The organism is Deinococcus multiflagellatus, assembly GCF_020166415.1.
Lineage (GTDB): Bacteria > Deinococcota > Deinococci > Deinococcales > Deinococcaceae > Deinococcus > Deinococcus multiflagellatus.
In genome coordinates this window covers 51,937-77,021 of the sequence record NZ_JAIQXV010000012.1, presented here as the reverse complement: position 1 = coordinate 77,021, position 25,085 = coordinate 51,937, and the positions used below count along the sequence as shown (strand labels likewise).

The 25,085-nt window shown below is 65.7% G+C and carries 22 protein-coding genes; 3 read left to right on the top strand and 19 right to left on the bottom strand.

Features of this window, described 5'->3' with window-relative positions:
- Positions 1 to 25: 25 nt before the first annotated feature.
- The 6 genes from K7W41_RS14350 to K7W41_RS14325 form a co-directional block, all read right to left on the bottom strand.
- Complete coding sequence (locus tag K7W41_RS14350) at positions 26 to 241, bottom strand: hypothetical protein (protein ID WP_224609852.1); 216 nt, start codon at positions 239 to 241, stop codon at positions 26 to 28.
- A gap of 248 nt (positions 242 to 489) precedes the next feature.
- Complete coding sequence (locus K7W41_RS14345) at positions 490 to 789, bottom strand: hypothetical protein (RefSeq protein ID WP_224609850.1); 300 nt, start codon at positions 787 to 789, stop codon at positions 490 to 492.
- A 33-nt stretch (positions 790 to 822) separates the two neighbouring features.
- Entirely contained in the window at positions 823 to 1,134 is a 312-nt protein-coding gene (locus tag K7W41_RS14340) for a hypothetical protein (protein WP_224609848.1), read from the bottom strand.
- 52 nt (positions 1,135 to 1,186) lie between these two features.
- On the bottom strand, positions 1,187 to 1,936 hold the full coding sequence (locus K7W41_RS14335) for a hypothetical protein (protein WP_224609846.1): 750 nt from the start codon (positions 1,934 to 1,936) through the stop codon (positions 1,187 to 1,189).
- Positions 1,937 to 2,020: 84 nt separating this feature from the next.
- Positions 2,021 to 2,887 carry a single-stranded DNA-binding protein gene (locus K7W41_RS14330; protein WP_224609844.1) on the bottom strand — a complete coding sequence of 289 codons (867 nt, stop codon included), beginning with the start codon at positions 2,885 to 2,887 and terminating at the stop codon, positions 2,021 to 2,023.
- Positions 2,888 to 2,977: 90 nt separating this feature from the next.
- Complete coding sequence (locus tag K7W41_RS14325) at positions 2,978 to 3,220, bottom strand: hypothetical protein (RefSeq protein ID WP_224609842.1); 243 nt, start codon at positions 3,218 to 3,220, stop codon at positions 2,978 to 2,980.
- Between the two features lie 1,518 nt (positions 3,221 to 4,738).
- On the opposite strand from K7W41_RS14325, the gene K7W41_RS14320 reads away from it, so the two are divergent.
- On the top strand, positions 4,739 to 5,140 hold the full coding sequence (locus K7W41_RS14320) for a hypothetical protein (RefSeq protein ID WP_224609840.1): 402 nt from the start codon (positions 4,739 to 4,741) through the stop codon (positions 5,138 to 5,140).
- A gap of 67 nt (positions 5,141 to 5,207) precedes the next feature.
- Here K7W41_RS14320 and K7W41_RS14315 read toward each other — a convergent pair whose 3' ends face one another.
- The 9 genes from K7W41_RS14315 to K7W41_RS14275 all read right to left on the bottom strand — a co-directional run bounded on the left by K7W41_RS14315 (position 5,208) and on the right by K7W41_RS14275 (position 17,227).
- The gene (locus tag K7W41_RS14315) at positions 5,208 to 6,218 is read right to left on the bottom strand and encodes an AAA family ATPase (RefSeq protein WP_224609838.1); all 1,011 of its coding nucleotides are present in this window, start codon (positions 6,216 to 6,218) and stop codon (positions 5,208 to 5,210) included.
- The gene (locus K7W41_RS14310) at positions 6,215 to 6,427 is read right to left on the bottom strand and encodes a hypothetical protein (RefSeq protein ID WP_224609836.1); all 213 of its coding nucleotides are present in this window, start codon (positions 6,425 to 6,427) and stop codon (positions 6,215 to 6,217) included. Before K7W41_RS14310 ends, K7W41_RS14315 begins: the two co-directional genes overlap by 4 nt.
- Positions 6,428 to 7,101: 674 nt before the next feature.
- Positions 7,102 to 7,551 (bottom strand): phospholipase D-like domain-containing protein, encoded by a 450-nt coding sequence (locus K7W41_RS14305; protein WP_224609834.1) that lies wholly within the window; start codon positions 7,549 to 7,551, stop codon positions 7,102 to 7,104.
- On the bottom strand, positions 7,548 to 10,115 hold the full coding sequence (locus K7W41_RS14300; RefSeq protein WP_224609833.1) for a type IV secretory system conjugative DNA transfer family protein: 2,568 nt from the start codon (positions 10,113 to 10,115) through the stop codon (positions 7,548 to 7,550). Before K7W41_RS14300 ends, K7W41_RS14305 begins: the two co-directional genes overlap by 4 nt.
- Positions 10,112 to 12,478, bottom strand: coding sequence for a hypothetical protein (locus K7W41_RS14295; RefSeq protein WP_224609832.1), 2,367 nt, complete (start codon positions 12,476 to 12,478; stop codon positions 10,112 to 10,114). The genes K7W41_RS14300 and K7W41_RS14295 overlap by 4 nt, the downstream gene beginning before the upstream one ends.
- Positions 12,475 to 13,551, bottom strand: a complete 1,077-nt coding sequence (locus K7W41_RS14290; RefSeq protein WP_224609830.1) for a hypothetical protein — start codon at positions 13,549 to 13,551, stop codon at positions 12,475 to 12,477. Before K7W41_RS14290 ends, K7W41_RS14295 begins: the two co-directional genes overlap by 4 nt.
- A 1-nt stretch (position 13,552) precedes the next feature.
- On the bottom strand, positions 13,553 to 16,246 hold the full coding sequence (locus tag K7W41_RS14285; protein WP_224609828.1) for a VirB4 family type IV secretion system protein: 2,694 nt from the start codon (positions 16,244 to 16,246) through the stop codon (positions 13,553 to 13,555).
- Positions 16,247 to 16,511: 265 nt separating this feature from the next.
- Entirely contained in the window at positions 16,512 to 16,853 is a 342-nt protein-coding gene (locus K7W41_RS14280) for a hypothetical protein (protein ID WP_224609826.1), read from the bottom strand.
- Positions 16,853 to 17,227, bottom strand: coding sequence for a hypothetical protein (locus tag K7W41_RS14275; RefSeq protein ID WP_224609824.1), 375 nt, complete (start codon positions 17,225 to 17,227; stop codon positions 16,853 to 16,855). The genes K7W41_RS14280 and K7W41_RS14275 overlap by 1 nt, the downstream gene beginning before the upstream one ends.
- Positions 17,228 to 17,342: 115 nt before the next feature.
- Here K7W41_RS14275 and K7W41_RS14270 point away from each other — a divergent pair, with 115 nt between their 5' ends.
- Complete coding sequence (locus tag K7W41_RS14270) at positions 17,343 to 19,244, top strand: hypothetical protein (protein ID WP_224609822.1); 1,902 nt, start codon at positions 17,343 to 17,345, stop codon at positions 19,242 to 19,244.
- Positions 19,241 to 19,927, top strand: a complete 687-nt coding sequence (locus tag K7W41_RS14265) for a hypothetical protein (RefSeq protein ID WP_224609821.1) — start codon at positions 19,241 to 19,243, stop codon at positions 19,925 to 19,927. Before K7W41_RS14270 ends, K7W41_RS14265 begins: the two co-directional genes overlap by 4 nt.
- On the opposite strand, the gene K7W41_RS14260 is transcribed toward K7W41_RS14265, so the two are convergent.
- From K7W41_RS14260 to K7W41_RS14245, 4 genes are all read right to left on the bottom strand, one after another.
- Positions 19,883 to 20,452 (bottom strand): hypothetical protein, encoded by a 570-nt coding sequence (locus K7W41_RS14260; RefSeq protein ID WP_224609819.1) that lies wholly within the window; start codon positions 20,450 to 20,452, stop codon positions 19,883 to 19,885. The genes K7W41_RS14265 and K7W41_RS14260 overlap by 45 nt on opposite strands.
- Positions 20,449 to 22,161 (bottom strand): hypothetical protein, encoded by a 1,713-nt coding sequence (locus K7W41_RS14255; RefSeq protein WP_224609817.1) that lies wholly within the window; start codon positions 22,159 to 22,161, stop codon positions 20,449 to 20,451. The genes K7W41_RS14260 and K7W41_RS14255 overlap by 4 nt, the downstream gene beginning before the upstream one ends.
- 47 nt (positions 22,162 to 22,208) lie before the next feature.
- Positions 22,209 to 22,880: a hypothetical protein gene (locus tag K7W41_RS14250; protein ID WP_224609815.1), complete on the bottom strand. Its 672-nt coding sequence runs from the start codon at positions 22,878 to 22,880 to the stop codon at positions 22,209 to 22,211.
- Positions 22,881 to 23,047: 167 nt separating this feature from the next.
- Complete coding sequence (locus K7W41_RS14245) at positions 23,048 to 25,030, bottom strand: hypothetical protein (RefSeq protein ID WP_224609813.1); 1,983 nt, start codon at positions 25,028 to 25,030, stop codon at positions 23,048 to 23,050.
- Between the last annotated feature and the right edge of the window lie 55 nt (positions 25,031 to 25,085).

Sequence of the window (25,085 nt, the reverse complement as noted above, 5' to 3'; positions counted from 1 at the left end):
CATCCCCGGCCACTTGGGTCCGTCGTTATGCCAGTGCGGCGGGCGCTGTGGGCTCCGGCTGAGGCGCGCGGCGAAAGGCCAGGGGACTCAAACCGAGCAGGAGCGCGGCGCTAAAGCTCAGGCCACCTTGCACCACGCAGGCGGCGGCGGCGGCCGTGTCGTGCAGGCCATGACGGGCAGTCATCACACCGAAGAGGGCAGCCGTGGGCGCCACGAGGCAGGCCGTGATCAGTCGTTTCATAAGGGCCTCCACTGCCGTTATGACGGGTTCACGCCCGGAGTTGCATGAGGAATGGGGCAAGGCGCGCGCCGCAGTTGGGGGGCAAGGACCTTGATTCAGGAGCGTCCCTGCGTGCAGGGACGCTGGGTGGGGAGGGGTGCGGGGAGGGGGCCTCTGGGGGCCTCCCCGCGTCACGCGCAGCGTGACCTGGTGTGGGTGACGTTCCCGTTCGGGCCGCCACCCACCGCGCACTTCCTTGCGCCTGGGCCTCAGCCGTTCGCCTGCGCCGCACGGGCCGCCGCCGTCAACCGGCACACGGGCGCCTGCACAAAGCCGGCCGCCAGATGCCGGTGCGGCTGCTCCACCACGCCCGCAGCAAGCAGGTCAGAGAGCATGCCCTCGTTTTCGGAATAGTCCTTGATGGCCACCTCGTCCGGCGCCAGCCCGGGCAGGGACATGGAGGCAACGGCCCACGGCTCGCCCTGTGCTTCGAGAAGAATGGCCAGATCACCGCTGGCGTAGCGCTTAATCTTGATGTCCAGGTGTTGGTCGTCACGGTGCAGTTGCATGGGGTCTCCTTCCACTCGGTGGAGCGGTGAAGGTCAGTGTTGTGTGGGCGCTGGTGCGGCGGTACTCGGGTGGGCTGACCAGGCCGGGAGGCCACGGAAGCCCAGGGCCAGGGTGTACGCCAGGGCCAGCACCGCCAGGAAATGAGGGGCTTCAGATCCGGCCGCCAAGGGGCTGAGGCTCAGCAGTGCGGCCGCACCCGCCGCCGTGAGCAGGACCGCCAGGCGGCGGACCAGACAGCCGGCCGCCGCCATGGCCACCACCGCCACCCAGAGCTGTTCAGGGCTGAGCATGGACAGGAGCAGGAAGCACAGGCTGATCATGAACGTTGGCCAGAAGAGGGTCATACCCCGGTGTGGGCGGGGGGCAGTGCTGTGCTGCCCCCCCGCCATTCAGGCTTCAGTCGGCTGCTTCTGCCAGCCACTCACCGCCCACACCGCCAGTGGTCAGGCGCGGGGCCAGCTTCGGACGCGGCATCCGGACCGGCGCATCGGCCGGCGTGAGCGCTGGTGCCGGCATGGGCGCCGGCCGCTCCTCCAGCACCGGCTGCGCCTCCGCTCTGTGCACCCGACTCATGCACAGATGCACGTGCCGGGCTTCCACCAGGTCGGTCCAGTGGCGCTCCAGCTTGACCTTCCGAGCGGTGACGTTCAGGTGCATGATCATGCCCGGCTGGGCGGTGCGGGCGGCCCCCGCCCGGCTGCCTGTGAACGTGACCGAGTAAAAGTGGCGCTCGCCCTGGTCGTCTTTGGTCCACACCCGCACGCGGCAGTGGTCCGCCTGGTCATGCTCAAGGCGCACCACATACGCCACCAGATCGTAGTGACAGACCGCGCCTTGCAGGGCCAGATAACCGTGGGTGCTGATGACGCTGCCCCCCGAGAGCAGGTAGCAGGTCAGGCCGACAGCAGTGTTTTCGGAGCGCGCTTCATTTTGTCCGGTGCGCCACTGCCGATACACCAACTGGGCGTCGCAGATCACCGCGTCGCCCGTTGCAACGTCCGCCACCTGCTGCGCGCTCCGGCCTGGAAAGCGCACCGAGGTGATGTGCGGCGCGCGTCCCGCTTCGTGTTCGCCGACGAGGGTGAGCACCGTGACCTGGTCCAGCCGCTCTACTTTGGCCACTCGGCCGCTGACTTTTCCGCGCATCTTCCGCTCCTAACCCTCTTTGCGGTGAGGTGAAAAAAAGGGGCCACCCGGCGCGGCACCTGAGCGCCGCGCCGGGTCAGGGCCTTAGAAAGGTGATGGGGCCTCGGTGCCCACGCCCGTGGCCTGTGCCGGAATCTGTGCCCCCTCCGCGCCGCCCTGGTCCAGACGGTTGGCGTCAACGTTGCTCTTCTCGCTGCGGCGCTCACGGCGCACACCCAGGAAGGCCAGGCTCGCTTCCACATAGGGAAAGCGGGTGACATTGCCTTCAGCGTCACGGTCCCGGTTGACCAACATCTTGCCCGTCACGATGGTGAACGGCTGACCCTTCTTCCCGTCCATCACCATCGCCACGGCGTCACGCCAGAGTTTCACGTCAATGAAATCAGTCTGCGTGGTCCATTGACCACCCTTGAAGACCCGGTCGTCCACCGCGATGCGGCCATACGCGAAGGCGCCGCCGTTCGTGTCCTTGACCTTGATGTCGTCCGTCAGGCGCCCGCTCATCGCCACCTGGTTGACGCCGTACAGGCCCCGGATGGCGCCATTGGTTTCGGCGACGGTCTCCGCATCGATGAACGCCCGGTCTACCGTTTCGGTGCGCAGGCGCATGGCGCGGCGCTGCTGGGTGTGGGTGGGCGCCGCGCGCGTGGGGGCGGCGCCAGGGCGCGGCGCGGCCACAGGGGCCGCCGCATTGGCGCGGTCATGCCAGACATTCATCTCGGGTTTGCCGACAGCCGTGAGCCAGGTCCCGGGCTCCAGGTCCGCGACGAACAGCGCGTCTGCCCCCCAGGTTTCGCACTCCTGAAAGAACGGCACGGCCACTTCTTCACCCGCCGCGTTCAGTTCAGTCAGGGTGCCCGCGATGGTGTAGCGGGCCACGGACGTGTTGCCCACGGCCTCCAGTTTGGCGGCGGCGGCGAGGGTTCCGATGATCGTGGCAAATTTACGCATGGTGGTGTCCTCCTGTGGACGGGTGCAGGGGCGGCAGTGCGGGGCGGCGGATGCAGGCGGTGAGGTGGCTCAACTTTTTCTTGCCTCTCCTCAGTGGATGGAGATGCTGGGGTGCGGGCGGTGAACCGGCGCCGTGTCCGGTTCACCGCCACTCGGGGCTTCGTACGCTTCACCGTCCACCACCACGGCGACTGTCCAGTCGCCCACTTCAATGGGACCCAGGATCCCCTGGAGCTCAGGCATCAGGCGCACGCCCGCTTCGTCAGTGGGCACGGCCTGAGCCGTGGACAGGGCCAGGAGCAAGAGGCAAAGCGCGGTTTGGAAAGTGGTCATGCCCTCCTCTGGGCCGGGTCACGGCGCGGTTCCGTGACCCGGCCACTCGGGTGCTCGGTCTGCTTTGGTGGCGCCGCTCTGCCGCCCCTGCGACTGGCATTTCGCACGGCGTCCCTTGGTTCAGCCATGCGTGTGGCCGGGCCCACCGGGCCGTGGTGGACTGATCGTCAGGGGCCCCGTGGGCCTGAACGAAGGACCACCAGCGGGCCCGCCACGCGAGAGGAATCCGGCTGCATAGACTGAATGCGCCCAAGATCGTAACTTGAGAAAATCAAGCGATGTGAGTTGTCATGCAGCTTTTTCGGAGTATGTCGGCGCTGGGGCCCGGCTGGGCGCGGCGGCAGGGGCGCTTGCCTCCGGCGGGGCGAAAAGGGTATGTGCGGTTTATGTTGCTACCTTGGCTTACATTTCAGTTCGGTTCAACCAGCCGCTTCGGCTGCATAATGCACGTCTCCCCTGTGCATAGGCCCAAGAGCGCGCGCCTAGAGGTCACCAGACGCCTCGCGTCAATTTTCCCAAGTGGTCTAGGCATCTATACAACTTAAAGGGGCAAAGTGGGAGCTGTTTCAGCTCCGCTTGCCTGTCGCACCAGCGCCCCTCGACGGTGATCCCATGCCGCCCACTTCTGATCCAACCGCTCTTGCGCATGCCCTGGCCGACCTGGGATTAACCCACCCCACGGCAGACCAGCTCGCCTATCTCCGGGTCCTGACAGACCGCAGTGGCTTTCGGCTCACCCCGCTTCAAGCGCTTAACGTCACGCTGTTTTTCCAACAGGTGCTGAGGCCTGGCACACTTCCCGAGCTTCCAGACCAAACGCCAGCTGACCTTTTGGCGGCTTGCCGAACCCCGCTTCTGGCGTCATCTGCCGCCTCTGGTCCGCCACCGAAACGGAAAAACACACCCAAGGAATGGCGGGGGAGAGGTGGTCAGACGGGGCCAACTCCACCTCAAAGCGCCGGGACGGTGGTCACGACCCCTATGTTCGTGCCGAGTGATCACGCTCCTGTCCCTTCGTCGGAAGCCCCTCCTTCCACACTGTGGCCCGGTGTCGCTGCAGCGCCGAGCAACAACAAACCGTTGGAGGAACCGACCATTCCAGTGCCGGCACTGGTCCCTGGCACGGCTGACCACCTCACGGCGGTCCCAACTTTGACGCCATCCCCGCAGACCGCCGCCCAGGTGTCACCTGCCTCGGACTCGGCGGCGCAGCCCGAGCTTGCACGGCTGAACCAGGCGCAGCCGCCGTCTCCCCCCCCGCCTCTTCCAGCTGACCTGACTTTTGGGTCGCCTATTTCTGACACTTTGTCAGCGCACCAGCCTGTGTTCAATCCGCCTGGCCCCAACCCTCGACCCCTTGATTCGGAGGCCGCGTTGCCACCGCCTTTCTACCCAGCGCCGCCCTTGTCGGCGTCTGCGGCTGCCCCACAGGCACCTGTCTTCCGTGCAGTTGCGCAGGCTGCCACCACAGCTGTAGACCCCGCCGTCTTCCAGGATTTTCCCGTGGAGGAAGCGGACATGCTTGCGGCCGCCGGGCCTCATGTCGGGCCCACATCACTGCCCGATCCGCCGCCTGCAGAGGCACCGATGAATCTTTTTCCCGCCGCGACGCCACATGATCAAGCCACGTCGTTCCCGCCCATCGACAAGGACCTTGCCATCGGTGACATTGCCAACCTGCTGTATACCTACGACGGCGAGGCGATTGTCCAGTGGGCCATGAGCGCACTTGAACCAAAATTTGAGTGGGTCATCCACCATCAAGGGGTGTTCCCCGACCAGGATGTGGAGCTCGTGGAACAGCTGCAGGAGGTCCTGCTGCTGCTGTGTGCCAAGATCTACCCGCTGCCGCCAGCGGTTTCTGCGCCCTTTATGAAGCGGCTTGAAGAGGTGGACCAGCGCTTAAGCTCGTCCGCCTGAGCCGTCCAAAGTCCGTGGCGCCCGTCTTCCAGAAGACGGGCGCCACTTGTGGTTGTGCCTGCAGCTGCTAGCGCTCGGGGACATACGCGACATCTTCAAACTGCGGCCGCTGCCCTTCCAAGATGTCCTGAATACTCTGGCTCACGTTGTGATAGATCCGGAGCTGGCCCTGTCCACGAACCTCAATCGCCATGTTGAAAACAACTTGGCTGGTGGCGTCGACGGTGCCGTCCGCTTGCAGTCTCAGCAGTGGCCTCAGCGCCTTCGTGTTGATGATGTCCTGAAGGGTATGGCCGTGGACACTGCCGACCGTCATCAGGCCGCGGCCCGCAGCGAAGGCCACCAGGTCGACATCGTCACGGTAGCCGATCTCGTCAAAGAGGAGACAATCAGCGCCGCCGTTCATGATGGCGAGGTCAATCACCGCCTTTTGCCGGGTCGGATGGCCGACCATCAGGCGCTGGGCCATGTTCAGAAAGTGATGCGGCGTGTCCCCTTCGCCGCACAATTCCAGTGAGGTGTCAATGACCAGGAGGGCGCCTCCAAACCGCTCCTGCAAGATTCGGATGATGTCTCTGAGGAGGGTCGTCTTGCCGACACCGGGAGGACCGATCAAGAGAATGCCGTTCAGCGCCCTCTTCAATGCGTCTCTTAACGGTTCGGCAATGCCGAGAAGCACGCGACCCAGCCGGATGATAAAGAAGTTGGACTTGCCCCCCTGTGCGCTCTCCACATCGCCACTGACATCGGTGTACCGGGCGATTCGGTGTAGGGCGCCGTCCACCCCACGCCGTCCATCCTTGCGAAACGCCCCCCCGCCGTCCAACATCAGAATGTCGCGCACTTCAATGATTCTCGGGTAGGTCACTCGCAACTTCCCCTGGTAGACCACTTCCAGTCTTTGCCCCAGAGGCAGCCGGATCTCGACGACGTCCCGAATGCGGGGCTCGACCATTGCCCGAATGTCAGGTGGCAGCTGGACGAGTAGCCTCTCGTATTCATCGTTGTGACTCACGTCGAGCAGCAGGACGCTCTCCTGGCGAACGCCGTTGCTGCCCCAGGGATCTGCAGGTCTCACGGCGCCTGGCCAACACCCGTGAGGCCCTGGATCACACGGCCGTTGCGGTGAATGAGGTAGGCCGTCAGGCTCAGGTTGAAATTGATGCCGCCCAGGATCAGGCCAGTGCCCAGCGCGGCACCTGTGGCATACAGCATGATGAGCAGGCCCAGCACTGCGTTCGCCAACAGCACCCATTTGATTGCTTTCTCCCGTCGTTCTGCAGTCATGCCTCCACCCTCCAGGGGCGCTGGTGCGACAGGCAAGCCTGCGTGGACACCGAACAGGCAGCCGTTCTTAGGCACTGAACTGGGGACCGGTGGGAACCCGCCGCAGCCCGCAGCGGCGTTCACGCAGGCCCATGCTCTCCTTCGTGTCCCTGAACTTCACCCTCACTCTGACCATGACCGTGCGCAGTCCTCTTCACCTGCGGGCTGTGGGGACAGGAAGTGCCAGACCGAGACCGAGGTTCCGGCGGCACGTTGCTGGGCATCATCTGGGGCGCGCCACGGTCGAGGCGGTTTGCCCTGGCTCCACTGTGCTGGCCTCCTCGGAACGCTCAACTTCTTGCGGTCACTGTGCACACATGGCGGCCGCACTCCACCATGTGTGGACTGGGTCTTCTGCAGGAAGCCGTGGCAACGCATGTCCAGGAGGAGGTGTCCAACGAGGTTCGGGGACCTGGGCCGGGCACGGCGGTGGCGATCTGGCCAGTAGGCAGCAGGCTACTGATGGTGAAATTGACCGGGCTTTTGATGCTGCTGGCCGCGCGATGACCGTGGACCATCCACCCTCACCCTGACGTGTGGTGCAGGCACGCGGCCAGCAGCACGGTGCCAGGTCAAACGCGAGACAGGGACATAAAAAAGAAGTGGCCCCAGGGCCACTTCTGATTCTCGCTCTTCTACGGGGCTTTGAGATACCGCAATTTCACCAGGTCGACGGGCGCCGTGGGCCTGCGCTGCATGATCTGTGCGGCCCACTGATTCAGCAGCTCGGGACGCACGCTGCGTGTGGTGGCCCCCTGCTGGGCCAGTCCTGGGCCGGACAGGGCCGCCCGGCCGTCGACCACCACGAACGGCGCACCGGTGGTCTTGACCAGATGCGTGACGACACCTGGCACATGCGCCAGCCGCAACAGATAGCTTTTCGGGTCCTGCACCGCCTGCACCGTTGTGATCAGTGTGACCCGGCGGCCCCGAAGCGCCACCTGCCGCAGCGCCTCACTGACGTCGTAGCTCTGCACCTGGGGCAAAAAGGCCACCACCTGCACCTGCGCCGCCTGAATCAGGTCTGCCGGCGCACTGGCACCTGCATGCCCAGAAAGCAGGACGAAGAGAGCCAGCCGCTTCACGAGCCAGCCGCCGGGAAGAGGGGCGCCTCGGACGGAGGGGCGGGCTGGAGCGCTGGCTCATTGCCCTGCACCACTGCGCGCAGGGCTGCCGCGTCGCGGTACGGAATCACGCTGTAGTGCTTGGTGCCCACACGCTCTTTCGGGAAAGACGGGCGCCGTTTGGGCCACATGACGTTCAGCTGGGTGCTCTGGACCAGCAGCAGGCCCTGGCTTTCTCGCAAGATGCCGACGGGATCTTCCCTGGCTGCCTCCGGCACGGCGTCTCTGGCCGGGTGCCCCTCGATGAACGCGCCACGGGTGCGCAGGTAGCGCTGTACGGGCGTCAGGTCCGCCGCTTCATGCAGCTGATCAATCACTTCAGGGGCGAGCTGGCCCCGCGCTTCCCGCGTCAATTGGAGACCCCGGCTGGCATCAACACGCCGCAGCAGCCCGGCGGCCTCATAGAATGGCGCCCCCTGCGCCAGCTCACGGTGCTCTTCCAGGCTGTCCAGACCGATTTGAATAATGGGTTCGGGCCGCACGCCGTTGTGCACCAGGGCGATATCCACCTGTTCGGCCATGCAGTGGCCCAGCCAGGAGCTGAATTGCTGCTGAACTGCGGCGGCGCCGGCGCCGCGCGTCAGTCCCGGCGCCAGCTCTTCCCCCTTCATCTGCAGGTGAGGGGGCAGGCGGTGAAAGGTGCCACGGGCAATCAGCTGGTCGGTATAGCCGCTCAGGCTCACGCCCTCGGGGAGCCGCGCGGCCATGTCTTTGTAGAACACCTCATGCAGCCAGTTGGGTGTCCCGGGCTTCACGCGAGGATGCTTGACCTCTGCGTAGGCGATGGGGGTGAAGATGGAGCGAATCGGGGGGTGTTGCGAGCTGATAATCACGGCTTCTCCGATCTTGAAGGTGCTGAATTCTTCCGGGGCCAGCAGCGGCTGCCGCTCCAGGCGGGAACCGGCCGAGTACCGGTCATCCTCGCCGTTGCGGCCCTCACTCACATTGATGCTCAGGCCAAGGTTGGTGGTCATGCCGAGGCGCGCGCTGATGTCCTTGGCATCCTCGCCGGTCAGGCCACGCGGAAAGGCGATGCGCCGGGTAATGACGTTTTCACTGATGGCCGCCCAGTAGTCGGCCCCATACACCAGCTTGCCTTGCGCCGAGCTCTGCAGGCCGAACATGATGGCCATGTTGTACGAGCGCATGGTGGCTGAAATCCGCATCAGGTAATTCAGCCGGCCGTAACTGGGCTGCTCATCCATGGCAAACGTGGTGGGGTGCGGGAGTTTGCCGGTCGGTGTGCTGCGGGCCACCCGGAAGATCGCTTCAATGACGCGGCGCATGAACAGGCGCAGCAGGATAGTGCCGCTACCGTCCAGCATGTCTTCCTGGTTCAGCGCCACGTAGATCAGCGTGGGCCGCCGGAAACAGGCCTCCAGATCAATCGTCTCGTGGGGCTGTCCAGGCGTGGTGGCGCGGGCCACGTGTTCATTGAAAAACACCCGCAGAGCGGTGATGATCCCGGTCATGCTGTCCGCAAAATCCTTCTCGCCACGGCTCGTGGCGCTGTTGATGATCTTGTTCAGCATGGGATCTTGCAGGCTGGCAATCCAGTCGGTGATCTCGCGGGGCGGGTCCATGGCCCGGTTGAGCAGGTCGCCCTGGGTGCCGCCGGTCCGGCTGTTCGCCTGTCCCAGCGCGGCCAGCACCCGGCGTTCCAGTTGCTTGTAATGCTGCCCAGGTTCATCGCGGAATTCAGGGGGCGGCATGACGGTGTCGCTGTAGCGCAGCGCCGCGTCAAACGTCGCCAGATCACCTGTCACGTCCAGCTTGACGCTGTTGGGTTCAAACGGCGCGAACAGCACCACATCCCGGCCCATCGCGTGCCAGTACCCGATCAGTTCCCGCAGCCCGCTGTCACGCTGAGGCCACTTCGTATCCACCGCAATGACGGTGTGCCCCAGGTGCGCCGCCGACATGCCGTAGTTCTGAAAGACACTCGTCGTCTTGCCGGAGCCGACGCCCCCTTGCACGAGCACGTTCTGGCACCACTCGTCGAGCGGGCACAGGAGCGGAAACAGTTGGGCGTAGGGCTTGGCCGGGTCGTCCTGCACCAGATTGCCGAGATAACCGGCGTGGGGGTTGCCGCTGGCTGCCTGGTCGGCTTCAGGTGCCAATTGCGGCACGTCGTTCATCGTGGCCCACCGGGCGCTGCCGGGGGGCCGGTGGGCGTATTTGTCTGCTTTGGGCCGGAACGCCATCAGGACGGCCGGCAGCGGGATCAGCAGCAGAATCAGGAGCTGCCACGGCGAGAACAGCTGAAAGAAGGCCCCTTTCAACCAGGCTTGACACGGCGCGTCGCTCCAACACCTCATCGCTGCGGTGCCCACCAAGGTGGCGTCCAGGCCAAACCGCTCCGCGAAGTGAATGTGCCGGAGGTATTGCAGCAGCTGCGCGGCGGCCTCGGCAGCCCGGTAGGCCACGTAGCCTCCGAAGATGATCGCGCCGATCAGCAGCATGCTGAGGGTATCGCCGTTGCGGCGGGGCATGACGGGCTTGAGGGCTTCTGTCGGCTGGGTCACGTCGTCTCTTCCTGGGGCAACTCGGCTGTTGTGGCTTCACTGCGGGCCGCGTCCACCGTCATGGGCTGCGCGCTCTTACCCGGCGCTTCCGACGGCTGCGCCGGCTTCAGGTTGGCGGACACGCCAGACTTGAAGTCCTTCAGACCGCTGGGCCGGGGCTCCTGGCCGACCTGAACCGCCTGGCGGAACTGGCCGCTTCGCACGGTCGGCGTGGTGGAGGTCGAGCGCGACGTGGGACCGGACGAATAGCTGCGGTTCAGGGTTGGGGCCGGGGCGGCGGGGGTCGGCGTGGGCGGGGGCACACTGGCCCCCTTGCCGCTGGGCACAGGTCCAGTGGCGGCTCCCGCAGCAGCGCTCGGTGCCTGTGGCACGGCCCCTGGAGCAGTGGGCGCCACATGGGCCGCAGCGGCGGCGAACGTCTGCCCAGCGGCTGTCGGTTGCTTGGCCGCCGCTGCCAGTCGCTGAGTCCTGGCCTGCAGGCCCAGCTGCACGTTGGTGGCTGGGGCACTGCTCATCACGGCATTGCTCACCGCTTGGGGGAGGCCCTGGGTTTGGGCATTCTGCACAAGATCGCGCGCCGCACTGGCCGAATGGCCGAGACCGGTACGCGCCGCCGTCATGGCCGCTTGGGTGTTGGCCGCGCCGGCACTGGCCATCCCACCCACGCGGTCAAGCAGGGCGCGGTCACCCGTGACGTTGGCCACGGTTTGCGCCGCGCGGCCCGTGGCGCGGCCAGCGGCGGCGGTGAGGTGCTGGGCAGCAGCGAGGCGGCCTGCTGGCGTACTGGCCAACGTGCTCGCAATCCGCGCGCTGGTCGTCGGTTGACTCGGGCCCTGGCCCTGCGTGTGCGACCGTCCGTACGCCGCCCCCTCTGCCTCGGGTGGGCGGGCAGGACCACCGGCAGCGGCGGCTGGTCCTGCAGCTGCGCCTGAGCCCCCAGCGGACGACTTGGGGTCGCCTGGAGCTGTGGGGGAGCCAGGCGCCCCAGCTGATTTGCCACCCGGTTGGCCCTGGCTTCCAGATGATTTGCCCAGGCCCAGGCGGTCAGCCGCCGAGGACACGGCCCGTGCCTGCACGGTTTTGGCCAGGGCCGTGACGCCCGCCGCTTCGGCCAGACCCCGCATCGGGTTTGTGCCTGTACCGGAGGATTCCCCACCACCGCTTACGCCGATGGCGCCGCTGATCAGTGCGGGCACGCGCCGCAACTGGTTCATGGCGATCCCCACTGACACACTGGCCGCGAGGAGCGTCATGCCCAGGGTCACCACGACGCTGCGGGCTTCTTCCCACGCCACACCCATCTCCAGGCGAAGGTTGTTGATGTTGCAGCCCCCTTCCCAGAATTCGCACTGCTTCCATTCGGTGGCGTACTTCACCAGGGACTGTTCGATCTGCTGATTGCTCTGCTGGAGCATGACGGTCATCTGTGTGGCGGAATTGCCGACAGCGATTCTCATGACGCCAACCGTCATGACACTCACCAGTGCCGTCACAAGCAGCGCGGAGAGAAACGTGATCATGGCTTTGGTGAAATAGCCCCACTGCATCACAGCAATAAATGCCATGGAAATGGGCAACATCACGGCTGTTAAGATGAGTCCGAGCGCGGTCGAATAGATGAGGGCCGCAAAGACTGCGAAGAGCCCCATGACCATGAAAGACCCGATGGTCGTCCAGAGGCTGAGTTGCTTCATTTCGGTGTCGGCCTTGGCCTGGTCCGCCGCCATAATCTCTCTGACCCGGGCGCGAATGGCGGCCTGATCACCCCCAAAATTTCCAGCCGCCAGCTCCGTGTTCATCTGGGTGCGGACCCGCTCGAACACGGACGTGTTGTAGGTCATTTTGGCCATCTCTTCGGCCAAATCCTTGACGTAGGTCCCCAGACTGTTTGGTCCATTGCCAGCCAGCATCTTTTGCCCATACGCCGCACTGGTGCTGTAAATCTCAGGCCAGCCATTGAGCATCATGACCCGGACGTAGCCAGTCAGACTTTGCGACCCTGCGCCCGAGGTCAGCACGCTGTACACCGCGATGGTGGCGATGGTGACGGGAATAGCCCGCGCCCGAGCTTGTTTATCCATGTAGGCAGAGACCGCGAAGATTCCGAACAGGATGACGACCAGGTACCTGGCCACGCTCAGGGTCATCTCGAAGGCACCGCTGTCGGCCAGCAGGTTGATAGTGGTGACATACCAGCACCCCGCGTCCGGAATGAACGAGGTCATGTTGATGCTGTGGCCGGTGTCAGGAATATCCAGGGCGCTGCACGCTGGTGCGGCGGTCGTCCCCGGCGCGGCAACGGCCACCCCCGAAAGAGTGGCCAGGGCGCACAGCACAAGAAAAAGGCGCCGAAGAACGTTCATCTGAACAGCACGTCCGCAGCGTCAAACGATTTGACCGATGAGGCGTCCAGGTTCTGATCAATGACGGCCTTGGCCACGTCCGCGTCATTCATCCCCCGGCTGTAGTTGCTCTGAATCTGGCGCTGCTCTTCCTGATCAGCAATGGCGGCCGCCGCCGCCTCAGCGGCGCTGCTGGCCACCTGGCCCTGCACCATCTGGTCCAGGCTGTCATTGGTGGCCACCTGCAGGCCGGCCATCTCCGTGAACTGCTGGCTCAGGTTCGCCAGGCTGTTGGTCACGGCGCTGGTCTGCTCCGTGACGGCGGCGACCGTGAGTTTTCCTGTGGCTGTGGCGCTGGTCGCGCCGGCAGCGGCCGACATCATGCCTGCACTGACCTGCGCCTGCTGGCCGGGGATGCCCATGCTGCGGGTACTGACCTTCTGGTTGTTCTGCATGGCCCGGATGCCGTTGGTCGTGTGGTTGGCACTGCGGCGGTTGGCCACCAGCATGTTCAGGCGCTGGCGAATCGCGGCGCGCAGGGCCTGATCCGTGGTGCGCTCATAGGCGGCCTGGGTCTTGCGGATTTCGGCGTCCAGCTCCCGCATGGTCTGGTCGGTCACGGCGCTCAGATTCGACTTCAACGTGCTGCCCGTGATGGGGGGCATGGTTGAACCGGCCAGCTGCGTGAAGTTATTCAGCAGGGCCGCAGCGTCGTTCAGGTCACGTGCCGAGAGCAGGCTGTCAATGGTCTTTTTGCCTTCTGCCGTCATTCTCACGTACTGGGCAATGTTCTTGCTGGTCTGCATGATGGGACCGAACGAGATCTGGATGTCGTTGATCAGGTTCATCACGCTGTTGAGGCCGCTGACGAGCGTGCCGAGGCCCGGAATCATGCTCAGGAATGACGAAGCGCTGTTCAGCAGGGCCAGGCTGCCACTGAGGGCGGGGAAAAAGGACATGGGGCCGCCCGACCCGAACTGCTCCAGGTTGTCGGCAATCTCGTCCAGGGTGACGGCCTGGGCGGGGGGGGCCCCGATGAGGAGGGCGGTGCTCAGCAGGGCTGCGGGGGCGGGCCGAAAGCGAAGTGCAGTCACGTTAAGCTCCTTTGTCCAGCATGGCGAGGCTGGCCTCCAGGTGAGAACCGTTGCCGAGTTGGCGGCGCATCTGGTCACGCCGCGCCTTGTCGTCTTTGTGTGAGCTGAACAGCATCATTTCGAGTTCAGAGGTGTAGAGGGCGCCCCGAATCGCGTCAATCTGGGAGTTTTCCCCGGCATTGACAGCAACGAACTCGCGGTAGACGCCCAATTTGCCGCCCAGATTGCGAATCTGCTCGGCGACTGCAGGGGTAAGGTTGAACGCGCGAACTGTTTTCTCAATTTCATCTGCGCTGAGTTCACCGAACAAAAAGGTGCTCGCGCCGTTGCTCAGGCCAGAGAGGGCCTCAATGTCAGCTGGCTCCTGCGTCACCGCAATCGGCACCAGGCCGAATTCTCGGCCCAGCTTGTACTGACGGCGCACCTGGTCCCTGCCGCCTTCCATCATGCACAGCGCGCCCACTTCCTCGTTGTTCACATAGGTCCAGCGGCCGTCCGGATTGTTCCGGGCCGTGTTCCAGATCAACTCGTTGATCAACAGGAGACCGATGCTTTTGATGATGGGGTCGCTGTCCATCCGGCCGGCCCGGATGTAGGTGTGATCTGCCGTCAACGTGGCGTTGGTCTGACCATCCAAAAAGCGGCCGATGTCTGTGGTCAGGCCCCCTGGCGCATTGAGATAGGGCTCCAATTCCATGGCCATCGCCAGTTGCTCCTGCTTGACCTCCGGCCGAATGCCTTCCGTTTTGAGCTGGTTCATGTTGCGCAGGATGCGGTGGAAGTCGCTCAAGGTGCCTTCGTTGGTGTAGCGGGTGGTTGGTGCCTCGCGCAGTTCAGGCATGTGAAGCTCCGCCAGCAGCTGGCGCTCGTCTTCGTAGGCCTTGAGGTAATCCTCCTGAAGCGCCACCGGAATCGGCTCGCTGTAAAACGAGTAAAACTGCTCTACCGCGTTTCGGGCCAATGTCTCACGGGTCGGATTGGTCACAATCTTCAGGAGGCGAAGAACCTGCAGGATGGTCGCAAACTTGTCTGGCTGAGGCTGGGCGTGTTCAGGGGGCAGATCAAACAGGTTGACGCACAAAGGCCGGCCGTCTGACGTCGTCGCGCCAGGGCCAAATTCCAAGATGGTGCTGGCTTTTCCATCCGAGCCGCCCAGCAGCTCATACAGCGGAATGTACCCATCCTTCATGTCAATGGTGATGGTGCGGGCATTGTCAACGGCGGCGGCCGCGCTCAGCACGGTGTGCACCAGGTGCGTTTTACCTGCTCCTGGCCCGGCCACCACAATGACCCCATATTTGCTGACCCCTTCGGTTGGATTGATGCCAGTGAGGCCACCAAACGCGTTGCGGAGGGTCAGCAGTGGACGCATCTTGCCGCTCCAGGACCCCACCAGCGGAATAAAGTCAATCGCGTTGCTGCCGTACGCCTTGGAGTGATAGGGATGCTGGGCGCCGTTAAACGGGGCGCAGTCGAGAAAGATATCCAGGTTCTGGGCGTCCCCCACGATGGGGGTGATGCCTTCGAGCTGCCGGTAAACCCCGACCGCATCCAGCTTGAGGCGGTGCAGCGCCTTCGGATCTTCCGCCGAAAGAATCAGCGCGCTGGCCCAGCGTCCCGTCACCTCACCGGATTCCAGCTGGCTGAGCACATCCTGACCCGACGCGATGCGCTGGGTGGTTTCGCGCCCGGCGCCCAGGGCCTCGGCTTCGTAGGTCATGGTGTCCAGCTGCTCATTGATCTTGGCCCGTTGATCGGCGGGGTCTTCGATCAGGAATTCGTTCATCAGCACGTAATCCCGGCCAGCCAGGGCCGTGAGCACCTTTTCCGTGATCCCTGGATCTGTGCCCTCACCGGCCTTCCACATACTGACCGTGGTGATAAACCGGTTATCCATGACGAGGTACCCGTCGTTGCTGTGGTCCAGTGACGTGCACGCCACCTGTTCCCGAATCGAGTTGCTAAAAAGGGTGTGGTCGTCCAGGTCCTCCAAGCGGCGCTGGTCCAACACACTGCTGTAGGTGGGCATGCCCGCAGGAGCGATACTCTTGTTGAAGTAGCCGTATATCTCGCGGAAGACGCCCGCCGTTTGCAGCTCAATGTTGTAGATGCCGGCGCTGTAAATCTGATGGCTGAGGTCCTGGCGCAGATCCAGGATGTCAGGAATAAGGTCTTTCATGACACTGTCGAGGTACGGCGCGTTCTTCACTTTGGGGAGGCCAGGAATAGAGACGGTCAAGAAGGTGCGGACGTCACTGAGCATGTCCCGGCGCTGCAACGTCTCAATGCGCTCGTCGCGGCTGAGGCACAGTTGCCGCAGGAGCACGTTCTCTGTGTGTCCACCATGCGTTAAAAAGCGCTGGACGCTGTCTGGGCCAGCTTGTGAACTGACGGTGTAGGTGCGAATGCGGCTGCCGGTGGGCAGCGTGCCGATGATGGCCCGGTGCAGCCTTTGCCGGTAGCCCACCCGGTCATCGAACGCCACGCGGCCGGGCGACAGGGGAAACAGGCGCACGCCAAATTCGACCGAGCCATCCCGGTTGAAGCAGATGCCTTTGCGCAGCCCCAGATAGGTCAGCTCCCTTGTGAGGTTGGCACCTTTGGCACTAAATGCGCGGGCCGCGCTGACACTGGACCGCGGCTCAGGTCCGTGTCGTTCGGATTTGGGAGAACGTGATTTGACCAAATTGAACATGGAGACCTCCTTGGGCAAGGGAGAGGAGCGAGACCACGCTCAGCGCTGCTGAGCGTGGGGAAGGAACACTGTCAGGCCAAATTCAACCGAGCCGTCAGCCATCACGCACATGTCGCAGTGGGCTGGCTCAACGCGCGGGGCAACTGCTTTGTTGGCTGTGTCTGACGTTTTCGGGTTGCTGGCCGGCTTGGGGGTTCTCGACAGGGTTGGCACGGTGGGCTCCTGACCAGTGCGCCCCCGGCAATCGCCGAGGGGCACGGAGGGGTTAGGGATTTTGGTCTCGGACCGAAAGCGGCAAGGGCTGAGGGTCAGGCCGGGGGTGAAGGATGGGGGCCAGAATCACCCGGGAGCGCAACCAGTGCATGGGGTATTTCGGTGGATACCGCTTGCGATAGGCGCGGACCAGATCGACGATGACGAACTTCCACACCAGACCAGCGATGGCCATTGCGATGAGGGGCGCCAAGGGATGAGGAATCAGGGACTTGAGGAGAAAATACAGCGCGCCCGCAACGACCAGGGTGGTCATGAAATCTTCGCGGCTGTCCAGGCCCATCTTGGCGATCGAGCCTTTGAATTTCGGAACGGGTAGGAAGTTGGACGACATCAGCAGGTGATGCCGAAGACCGCCAGAGCCTGCCAGACCGAGCCCAGGACCGCCGCAGCCACGATGACCCAGCCCAGGTTGGTCCAGCCGTCACGCTGCTTGCGGTAGATGTTGGCAATCGCGATCGCCGCACCGATCAGGAGAAAGACCGCCAACCAGCGGGAACTGGTCAGACTTTTCACTTCTGAACAGACCGTTCCCGCCTGTGGATCCAGCACGCTGTTCAGAAAGCCGCCCTTGGGCGGTGCGCCGCCGGGTGCGCCGCTGGCCAGCGCGTCGCTGCCCAGCATCAGGAGCAGAACACCTGCGAACAGGATCAGCCAGGGGAGATAAGGCGTGAGTTTGTGCCGTGCCAGGATCAGGGTGTGAATCATTGAAGTTCCTCCGACCTGAGGGTGGGGGGGCGCTGGTCGGCAATTCCAAATGTGAAGGGTGGGGGGGTGCGGGGGGGGCAGCGCGGCGCACCAGCGCCCCTGAACACTCAGGCGTATGACTGCGACCACACCTACAGCCGTCGACGCACCGCCCCGCAGCGGCCGCATTTTCGACACGGGCCGTCTGGAGGCCCTGGAACCCGAATTACAGAAGTACAACGTGGAGGTGCCGTCCAGTCCCGACGACCCGGCGTTCGAGACGGTTCTGGCGCAGCTGGGCGCGTCCCACCCAGACCTGGCCCGGCAGTTGGCCGCCGCCGTGACCGACGAACTGGGAGATCAGGCGCGGGCCAAATTTCAACAGGCGGCGACTCGCGGGGACCGCAAGAACCTGCTGGCACGAAAAGCGAGCAGCGCGGTCAAAACGACCAACCATAAGGGGCGGCCTCAATTCAATCCTCTGGCCTTCAAAATCATTGGGGGCGTGGTGTTCCTGGGCGTGATCGCCGGGATTCTGCTCGCGCCCGTGCCTGAAACCGACACGGCCAAGGAGGCCACCACAGCGAACCTGGGTGAACCGCCTCTTCCCCCAGACGGAACGGAAACCGGAAATCAGCCCGGGAATGCGGAGGGCGGTACCTCGCCCACCACACCAGGGAACGGGGGCACGCCCACACCGGCGGAGAGCATCACCCCTGCTCCTTCACCGCCCGGTTCGACAGGCCTGGCGGTCGACGCCAATGGGCGGCCCCTGTCCAGCGGCGCGTCTTCGGGAGCGCCCACCTCGCCGACGTCCTTGAACACCACGGAAACCCCCCTCCCCCCTGTGCCCACGGATGCCGATCTGAGCCCGGAGCCGACCAGCGCCCCAGAGGCGTTTATTGCGGCGCCCACGCCCCTGCCCGTCTCCGCGCGGCCTGTCCAGGTGGACCGCACGCCGCAGCCCACGGCAGCCGACCTGGCCGTCTTACAGGCGCTGACAGGGCAGCCGGCCACGGGCCAGCGCGCGCCGACAGCCACTGAGGGGCAACCCGTGCGCGTCGAACCCAGGACGCCGCCCACCCTGCTGACGGTGGCCACCCCAGCCCCGGCGGCGGCCCCCCCGGCCCCAGCAGCTGGTGCTGCAGGCGGACTCAAGGCGGTTTCTACCCCGGCCCCGGCGCCAGCGGCAAGGGCGGCCCCCACCCTCGTCAGTCAAGCGGCGCCCGCTCAGGCGGCGGCACCGGCCCCGACCAGAGGCACCCTGGTGCAGGTTGCCGGTGCCGCACCTCCCCCCGCTGCGCCGCGCAGCGCGGCGGCGCTGGCCGTGGTGTCTGGTGGCGCGCCCGCGTCCACACGCGGCGGGAGTGGCCTGGGTCACGTGACGGCCCCACCCGCTCCCGAAAGCGCGGCGGCCACCTCCAGCGGGGTCAGAGGCATGTCGGCCGCAGCGGGCGTGACGGCCCAGGCTGCAGCGACCACGCCCGCACCGTCTGCGCCCGCATCGCCTTACCGCATGGGAGACGTCGTGAGCGGCACCCTCATGACTGGCCTGGCCTTGACACCACAAAGCGGAAGTGGCAACGGCGCAGGCCAGATCGTCTACGTCCAGGGCGAAGACGGCAGCCGTTGGCGCGGCACGGCGACCCTGCTGGCGCCCGGCCGGGTGGCGATCACCTTTGACCGGGTGCTGAAGGGTGACGTGGTCTATCCCGTGCAGGGCGACGCGGTCGGCACCGACGCCGCGCGCCTGCCAGGGCTGCCAGCGAATACACGCCGGGAGAGTCCTGCGGCCGCAGCCCAGCTGCTGCAGGCGGTGGCAGCCGGCCTCAAAACGTTCGCGGAACAGTCGGCGCGCGGATCCACCACGGTCACGGCCGGCACCGTGGTCACCAGCTCACCCAAGCCCAATTTCTGGGTCACCGTGGGCGGCGCGGTGGCTGGGGCGCTGACCCCCGCCGCCCCCACGGTCACGACCATCGAAATCACCGTCGTGGATGCTGGCGCCCCCGTGGCCATTGCGGTGCGCGGGCAGTGACCGCCTCTGCGCCTGCGCTCAGCCGACCGGCCCAGCACTGGCGCGGGGTGGCGGCCCTGACCACCGACCAGGTGCTGTGCAGCGGTCAGCTGGAGCGGCTGGGCGTCAGTGCGGACCTGTTTCCCGGTTTACGCGAAACCGTTCGGGTGACCGACAGCTTTCGCAGCGAGCGCACCGTGACCTTCCACGCGCTGCGCCCCACCACACTGCACCTGCTCAGCGGCACGCAGCTGATGCACCTGGCCGGACTGGCCGAATTGCGCCTGGCACTCGGCGTCGAACCTGGGCCGCACTGGCAGTCGGTGGCCCACGCGGTGCACGTGGGCGGCACGCCCGACGGCGAGTGGAACGGGGCCCGGCTGGAATTTGATTCGGGCCACTACGATGTGGCCCGGATGCACGCCAAGCTGCAGGCCTTCACTGCCGACGGCGCGCAGGTGTACTGGGGGATGACCAGTGCGCTGCGCGTCAGCCGCTGGGCGGCCCGGTATCCAAACGTCACTTTTCTCTATGTGCCGTGGTGGCACGACGTGCAGGAGCGGGCACAGGCCGCCGCCGGGCAGGTACGGGGACGCGCGGCCGCGCGAGAAGCGCGGGCGATCAGCCGCAACACCGCCCGCGCCCGGCAGCTCGCAGGGTCAGTTCCAGTCGGGCTGAAACGGCCAGATGGTCACGGCGGGTGACCGCACCCGGGTATACCTGACCTGAGCCTCAGGGAGACACACCACAATCAGCCCCCCTCGGTGCCGCGCCGCGTTCAGCGCGGCCAGTTTTGTTTTGAGGGTGGCCGGGGTTGGTCCGCCTGAACTGGCGTTGGTCAGCAGCCACCACACGCGCTCGCCGTCTGTGACCTCACTCCAGAGTGCGGAGTGGGTGACGGTGACAGTCCAGTGCCGCGCGGCCGCCAGCTGCAGCGCCGCCCGGTGATAGACCAGGTTGGTGGCCACGCTGGTGCTCGTGCGCCGGTGCTCGGATTGCCCCACCAACACGTAGCCAGTGGGCGACAGGGTCACCACCTGGCCCACGCGGGTGTCCCGGCAGTGCAGGGCGCCCAGGGCCAGCAGTGAGCGGACAGACGCAAGATCCGTCAGGTGCCCGGCGTACACCGCCCGGGCGACGTGCACGGCGGCAAGAACCGCCGCCTCGGCGGGCGTGACAGCGCGTGTCACGGGCCGGGCGGCGGAGAGCGTGGTCAGGGGGAGGGTCATTCCAGGGCGTTCTTGACCCTGAAACTTACGTCCTCGTGATCATTGCGGCTGCCCTGGCCCAGGCCCCAGGCGGCCGGCGGCAACCAGGACTTGGCCACCATCGGTGTGCGTGTCAGGGTATGCACGGCGGCGGTCTTGGCCAGTTCCCACTGCGGGGTGGCGGTCTTGGACACGCTGATCATGCTCTTGAGCATGGCCTGATCGCCCGTCGACGTTTGAAACGCGGCCCAGGCGACAGTGACCGCGCTGTACGACTTCAGCCGCGCGTCACTCAGCTGGACAGTGCCGTAGACCGTCTGGCCCGGGGCGATGGTCAAAATGCGCGAGCCATCGCTCTGTACGCGCACGTTGGTGATGGTGACGTGGAGCTGCTCTTCAGACAGCGTGTAGGGCGCCGCGCTGTTGTTGGTGACGCGGTAATACAGCACGAAGGCCTGACCGTCGAATTGGGTCACGAACTGCGCACTCAGGGCCTTGGCCGCCACTGGCGTGGGCGCAGCTGAGAACAGGGGGGTGGTCAGGGTCGGCGCTGGGGTGGCCATCAGTACAGGTGCAGGGCTGGGCGCCGCGTGCCGACCCAGTGAAGCGGGCACAGCGTCTGGAAGTGTGGCCGGCGGCTGAGCCACCGGCGCCGAGACGGGCGCTGACGACGTGGCGACAGGTGCAGGGGCCACAGGCGGCGCCGCGCGCTCCGTGACGGGCTGGGGCACGGGGGCCGGCTGAGGGGGCGGCGCGGCCACAGGGGTAGAGGGGGTGGCCTGAGCCTGAGTGGGCGCTTTGGGCGAGGGGGCCGCTTTCAGGGCCAGCAGCGGTGCCGGCGCCTGGGTCTGCCGGGCTGCTGGCGCCGGCGCGGAAACGGGCGGCGTGGCGACCGGCATGGGCGCTGGCCGGGGCGTGGCGGCGGCTGGGCGCGGAGCCTCTACACGGGGGGCAACAGGGGCCGCTGGCGCAGGCACTGCCGCCACGGCAGCGGGGGCAGCCACAGCAGGGGCAGGTGTCGCAGCCGCCGGTGCGGGCTCGGTCACGACGGGCGCACTGGCGGTAAGGGGCGGCGCGGCAACCGGCTCGGCGGCCAGGGCTACCATGGGGGCGTCGGCCCGTGGCGCAGCCGCGACCTGAGCTTCAACCGGCGTCGTCAGCGGCGGCTGAGCGGCCAGCACTGCGGGTTCAGGTGCCGGCGCCTCTTGCACAGCCAGGCGGCGCTCCACGAGGGGGCTGACCGCCAGAGGTGGACGGGGTTCGGGCGGGGTGACGCCCTCAGGCGCCGCTGGCGCGACCGACGTCGGGCTCGCCAGGTCCACCGGGCGTTCCGGTTCTTCTTCGCTGGTGGGCGCAGCCTTGGCCGGCAGATCGCGGTCAATAATCCGGATGAGCTTGACTGTGGGGGCATCGGCCTTGAAGGTCGCCTTGAAAAACTGCTTGCGCCCACCTTCGAGCATGACGGCAATAGGCAGCGTGCCAGTTTTGGCCAGCGCGGCAATGACGACGGTGTTGCCCACGATCTTCGCGCTGATCATGTCGTCCCGGGTGTAGTAGATGTCGGTCACGGCACTGGGGAATTCCAGTGTCCACAGGCTGTCCTGGGTCATGTCCAGGGCCCCGTATTTGGTCATCAGGTCCTGGCTGTAGTACTGCCGGGTGATGTTGGGGCCAATGTAGGCGGGTGTCGAGCTGGGGGCCGGGGTGGGTTGGGTGGCGGCCTGTGCCATGGCACTTCCTCCAAGTGAAATCAGGGCGAGCGCAGTGCGGGAAGGGTTCATGCTTTCTCCTGGGGCCGCACGACGGTAACCGTCAGTGCGAGGTGGTGGTCGACGTCGCCGTCACTGACCTCGACAGAAAGGGCGTAGGTTCCAGGCGTGGTGCTCAGCGTGGGCCGGAGGTGGACAGAGTTTCCTTGGACCGACGCGTTGAGCGCCTCGCCACCAGACACCCGCATGACTTGTGGCGTGCGTTGATACCCGCTCTGACGCGTGATGATCACCGAAACCACCAGGTCACTGCCCTGCACGATGGTGGCGGCCGTCTGGGTCAGGGCCGCCGAATAGGTGGGGGTGGGGTTGGGCAGCACCCGCACCGGCAAGACGCTGCTGCCACCACCATTGGGCACCGTGACGTTGACGGCCACCGGGTAGAGCCCAGCCGGGGTCTCCCGCGTACTGGTGACGGTCAGCACCGGACCGTTGCCCGCCACACTCAGGCCCTTGGGCGCGGCGGTCGAGACGTCAAAGGAGGTCATGGTGGCGTCGCCGTCGCTGGCCGACACGGTGACCGTCTTGGCCTCACCCGCCACCAACTCCAGGGTGGCCGGGGTGGCAGTGACTTTGAGAGACACGGCAAATGGATTGGCGAATTGACCCTGACCACAACCTGTGGTGAGCAGGCCAAACAAGAGGGCCAGGGCGAGGGCGGGCGGGTGTCGTCGTTTCATACCGCCCCACCTTCTTGGGGCGCTGGTGCGACAGGCAAGAGGGCAAAAAAAAGGCGCCCGAAGAATTGACTTTGCTGGTGGCAAAGAAAATTCTTCAGGGTTCACAGGAGTGATTGGTCAGCGTACCCGACATGGTCAGGGAGCGAGAACCAGCGCAGGGTCAGGGTCTACAGATGAATGACCGTGACCTTGGGAAGGATATCGGCGCGGCGGCAGGCAGCAGCTTCCTGAAACAGGGCCGCGTGCCGGGCGTCAACGCAAAAGGTCTGGCCGGCGAAGTACACCGTGCGGTCTGCGGGCGTGGCCAGCAGGACGGTCACTTCAGTGGCCTGGGCAAGCAGCGCAGCGACACTCAGCGGTGTCAGCACACCCAGATCATGGGCAGCGGGCTGAACGTAACCTTCGTAGCCCTGGGGGCGAAGGGACAGCAGACCAAAGGTCACAGGCGCGCGGGACAGCAGATCATCTTGGGCGACGTCCACTGGGATTTTGAGCTTGCGAACCCCGCGGATGAAGCGGGTGCGGCCCTCGACTGGCAGCTCTGCTGGCGTGGAGCCGAGCATGACCGAGAAGCGCGGCGCTTCGGAGAGAAAGGCGTCGACGGCTGGGGCCACCACAGCTTGGGTCACCGGGTGAACCTCGATGCCAGCTTCGACGAAATCAGGAACGAAAGCGTCGCGGCCGTAAGCCACTCGGCGGTCGGTCAGCCGGTCTTGCCGCTCGGTCCAGGCCGCCAGGGCGTGGAGGGTGGGCGAAGACGCACCTTCTTGTTCCAGGAGCAGGCGGGCAGCAGCCAGGGTACTCACGTCCTCAGTCAGCTCCGCGCCGGCCAGTGTCCGGAAGGGCCCAGGCAACGCGCGGAGCGTTCCACTGGCATGGTCGGTCAGCGCCTGGTCCAGGGCCGCCGCATGATCGAGATAGGTGGCCATCGCCGCTTCCCACATGGGGTCGGCGTGACGCTGCCAGAAGGCCACGAGTTCAGGGTGCTGATCGGGCTTGACTTTGACCTCGGCGGCGCAACGCGCGCCACATTGCAGCACCAGCGGCGCAATGTAGACGAGGTCAGGACGGCGCAGGTCATGCACGCTTTGGCGCAGGGCCTGTTCCGCTTGATGACGGTACTCGCCCGTGAGGGTGGCCGCCGCGCGCAGTTGGTCGCCCAAGGTGCGCTGAAACTGCTCTTCCCGCTCCGCCTGCTGGGCGCGGGCCAGAATGCGGGCGTCTTCGCGTTTGTGGCCCAGGGCCTGAAACGCACGGGTCAACTCTGTGATGCGCCCTTTCGGACGTTGAAAGCTGACAAAGCGGCGCAGCGGCGGCAGGTCTGCACGCAGTTCCGCTGGAATCTGCGCCTGGCGCTCGCCGTGAGCGAATGTCTGCTCTTCCGTCACCGCCTGCTCATGGACCGTTTGCAGGTTCAGGGGCGTCGGCGCTTCTTGGAGAAGAGTCAGCAGCGCGTATTCCGGCGCGACCAGCAGCACACCGCTGGGGGCCAGCCGGCTCACCACCTCGGGCCGCAGCAGCAGCTCCTCGGTAACCGGCATGCGCCCTTCCCGGTTGCCGTCTGGCGTGACCTTGGGAACACCGTCGCGCAGCGCGTCTGCCCAGCGCCCAACGGCAACGCCATAGTTGGCGGCGTCTTCTGCCGCTTTTAGGGCGTCTTTGAAGGGAAACGGGCGAAACAACTCCTCCACAAAGTGTTTGAGTGTCACGCTGCGGCGCCGGGTGATCTTGGCGCGCGTGTAAGGCTCCACATTCAGGATCAGTGGCACCTGCGGGTGTGGCCGCCCTTTGGGGGTGCAGGGGCGGGGCCGGAGGCGGCGGTGGTTCCAGGCGCCGAAGCGGCTGAACGGTTCGGTGGCGGCCAGCAGCGCTTGCCGGTCCCGCACAGGCAGGGCCATAAACGCGTCGAAGCCGCCGAACTGATACCGCTGCGCGGCATACAACGCCACCTTGGCCCGTTCAAGGCGTTGGGTGGCCCGGCGGTGCTTGGCGCGGGGGCCTTCTTGGCGGTCATACGGCAGCTGGGCCAGGCCCTCGCGCTGGAGGGCGGTTTCAAGAGCGTGCACGTCCACCCGCGGCGTGGCCGTGGCGGGCGAGGGGCTCAGAACAGTGAACAGGCCGGTGAACAGGTTGGGAAGGATCTGTGTCATGTGGGGTCCCCTTGGGAGACCCACAGCAGAGAACGCGGCGCGGCGGCCACCGTCT

Coding starts and splice junctions, on each gene's coding strand:
- K7W41_RS14340 (WP_224609848.1), bottom strand. CDS start 1,134: ATGACCCTCTTCTGGCCAACGTTCATGATCAGCCTGTGCTTCCTGCTC.
- K7W41_RS14295 (WP_224609832.1), bottom strand. CDS start 12,478: ATGAACGTTCTTCGGCGCCTTTTTCTTGTGCTGTGCGCCCTGGCCACT.
- K7W41_RS14260 (WP_224609819.1), bottom strand. CDS start 20,452: ATGACCCTCCCCCTGACCACGCTCTCCGCCGCCCGGCCCGTGACACGC.
- K7W41_RS14275 (WP_224609824.1), bottom strand. CDS start 17,227: ATGATTCACACCCTGATCCTGGCACGGCACAAACTCACGCCTTATCTC.
- K7W41_RS14280 (WP_224609826.1), bottom strand. CDS start 16,853: ATGTCGTCCAACTTCCTACCCGTTCCGAAATTCAAAGGCTCGATCGCC.
- K7W41_RS14255 (WP_224609817.1), bottom strand. CDS start 22,161: ATGGCACAGGCCGCCACCCAACCCACCCCGGCCCCCAGCTCGACACCC.
- K7W41_RS14285 (WP_224609828.1), bottom strand. CDS start 16,246: ATGTTCAATTTGGTCAAATCACGTTCTCCCAAATCCGAACGACACGGA.
- K7W41_RS14330 (WP_224609844.1), bottom strand. CDS start 2,887: ATGCGTAAATTTGCCACGATCATCGGAACCCTCGCCGCCGCCGCCAAA.
- K7W41_RS14350 (WP_224609852.1), bottom strand. CDS start 241: ATGAAACGACTGATCACGGCCTGCCTCGTGGCGCCCACGGCTGCCCTC.
- K7W41_RS14270 (WP_224609822.1), top strand. CDS start 17,343: ATGACTGCGACCACACCTACAGCCGTCGACGCACCGCCCCGCAGCGGC.
- K7W41_RS14320 (WP_224609840.1), top strand. CDS start 4,739: ATGCTTGCGGCCGCCGGGCCTCATGTCGGGCCCACATCACTGCCCGAT.
- K7W41_RS14250 (WP_224609815.1), bottom strand. CDS start 22,880: ATGAAACGACGACACCCGCCCGCCCTCGCCCTGGCCCTCTTGTTTGGC.
- K7W41_RS14310 (WP_224609836.1), bottom strand. CDS start 6,427: ATGACTGCAGAACGACGGGAGAAAGCAATCAAATGGGTGCTGTTGGCG.
- K7W41_RS14325 (WP_224609842.1), bottom strand. CDS start 3,220: ATGACCACTTTCCAAACCGCGCTTTGCCTCTTGCTCCTGGCCCTGTCC.
- K7W41_RS14245 (WP_224609813.1), bottom strand. CDS start 25,030: ATGACACAGATCCTTCCCAACCTGTTCACCGGCCTGTTCACTGTTCTG.
- K7W41_RS14335 (WP_224609846.1), bottom strand. CDS start 1,936: ATGCGCGGAAAAGTCAGCGGCCGAGTGGCCAAAGTAGAGCGGCTGGAC.
- K7W41_RS14345 (WP_224609850.1), bottom strand. CDS start 789: ATGCAACTGCACCGTGACGACCAACACCTGGACATCAAGATTAAGCGC.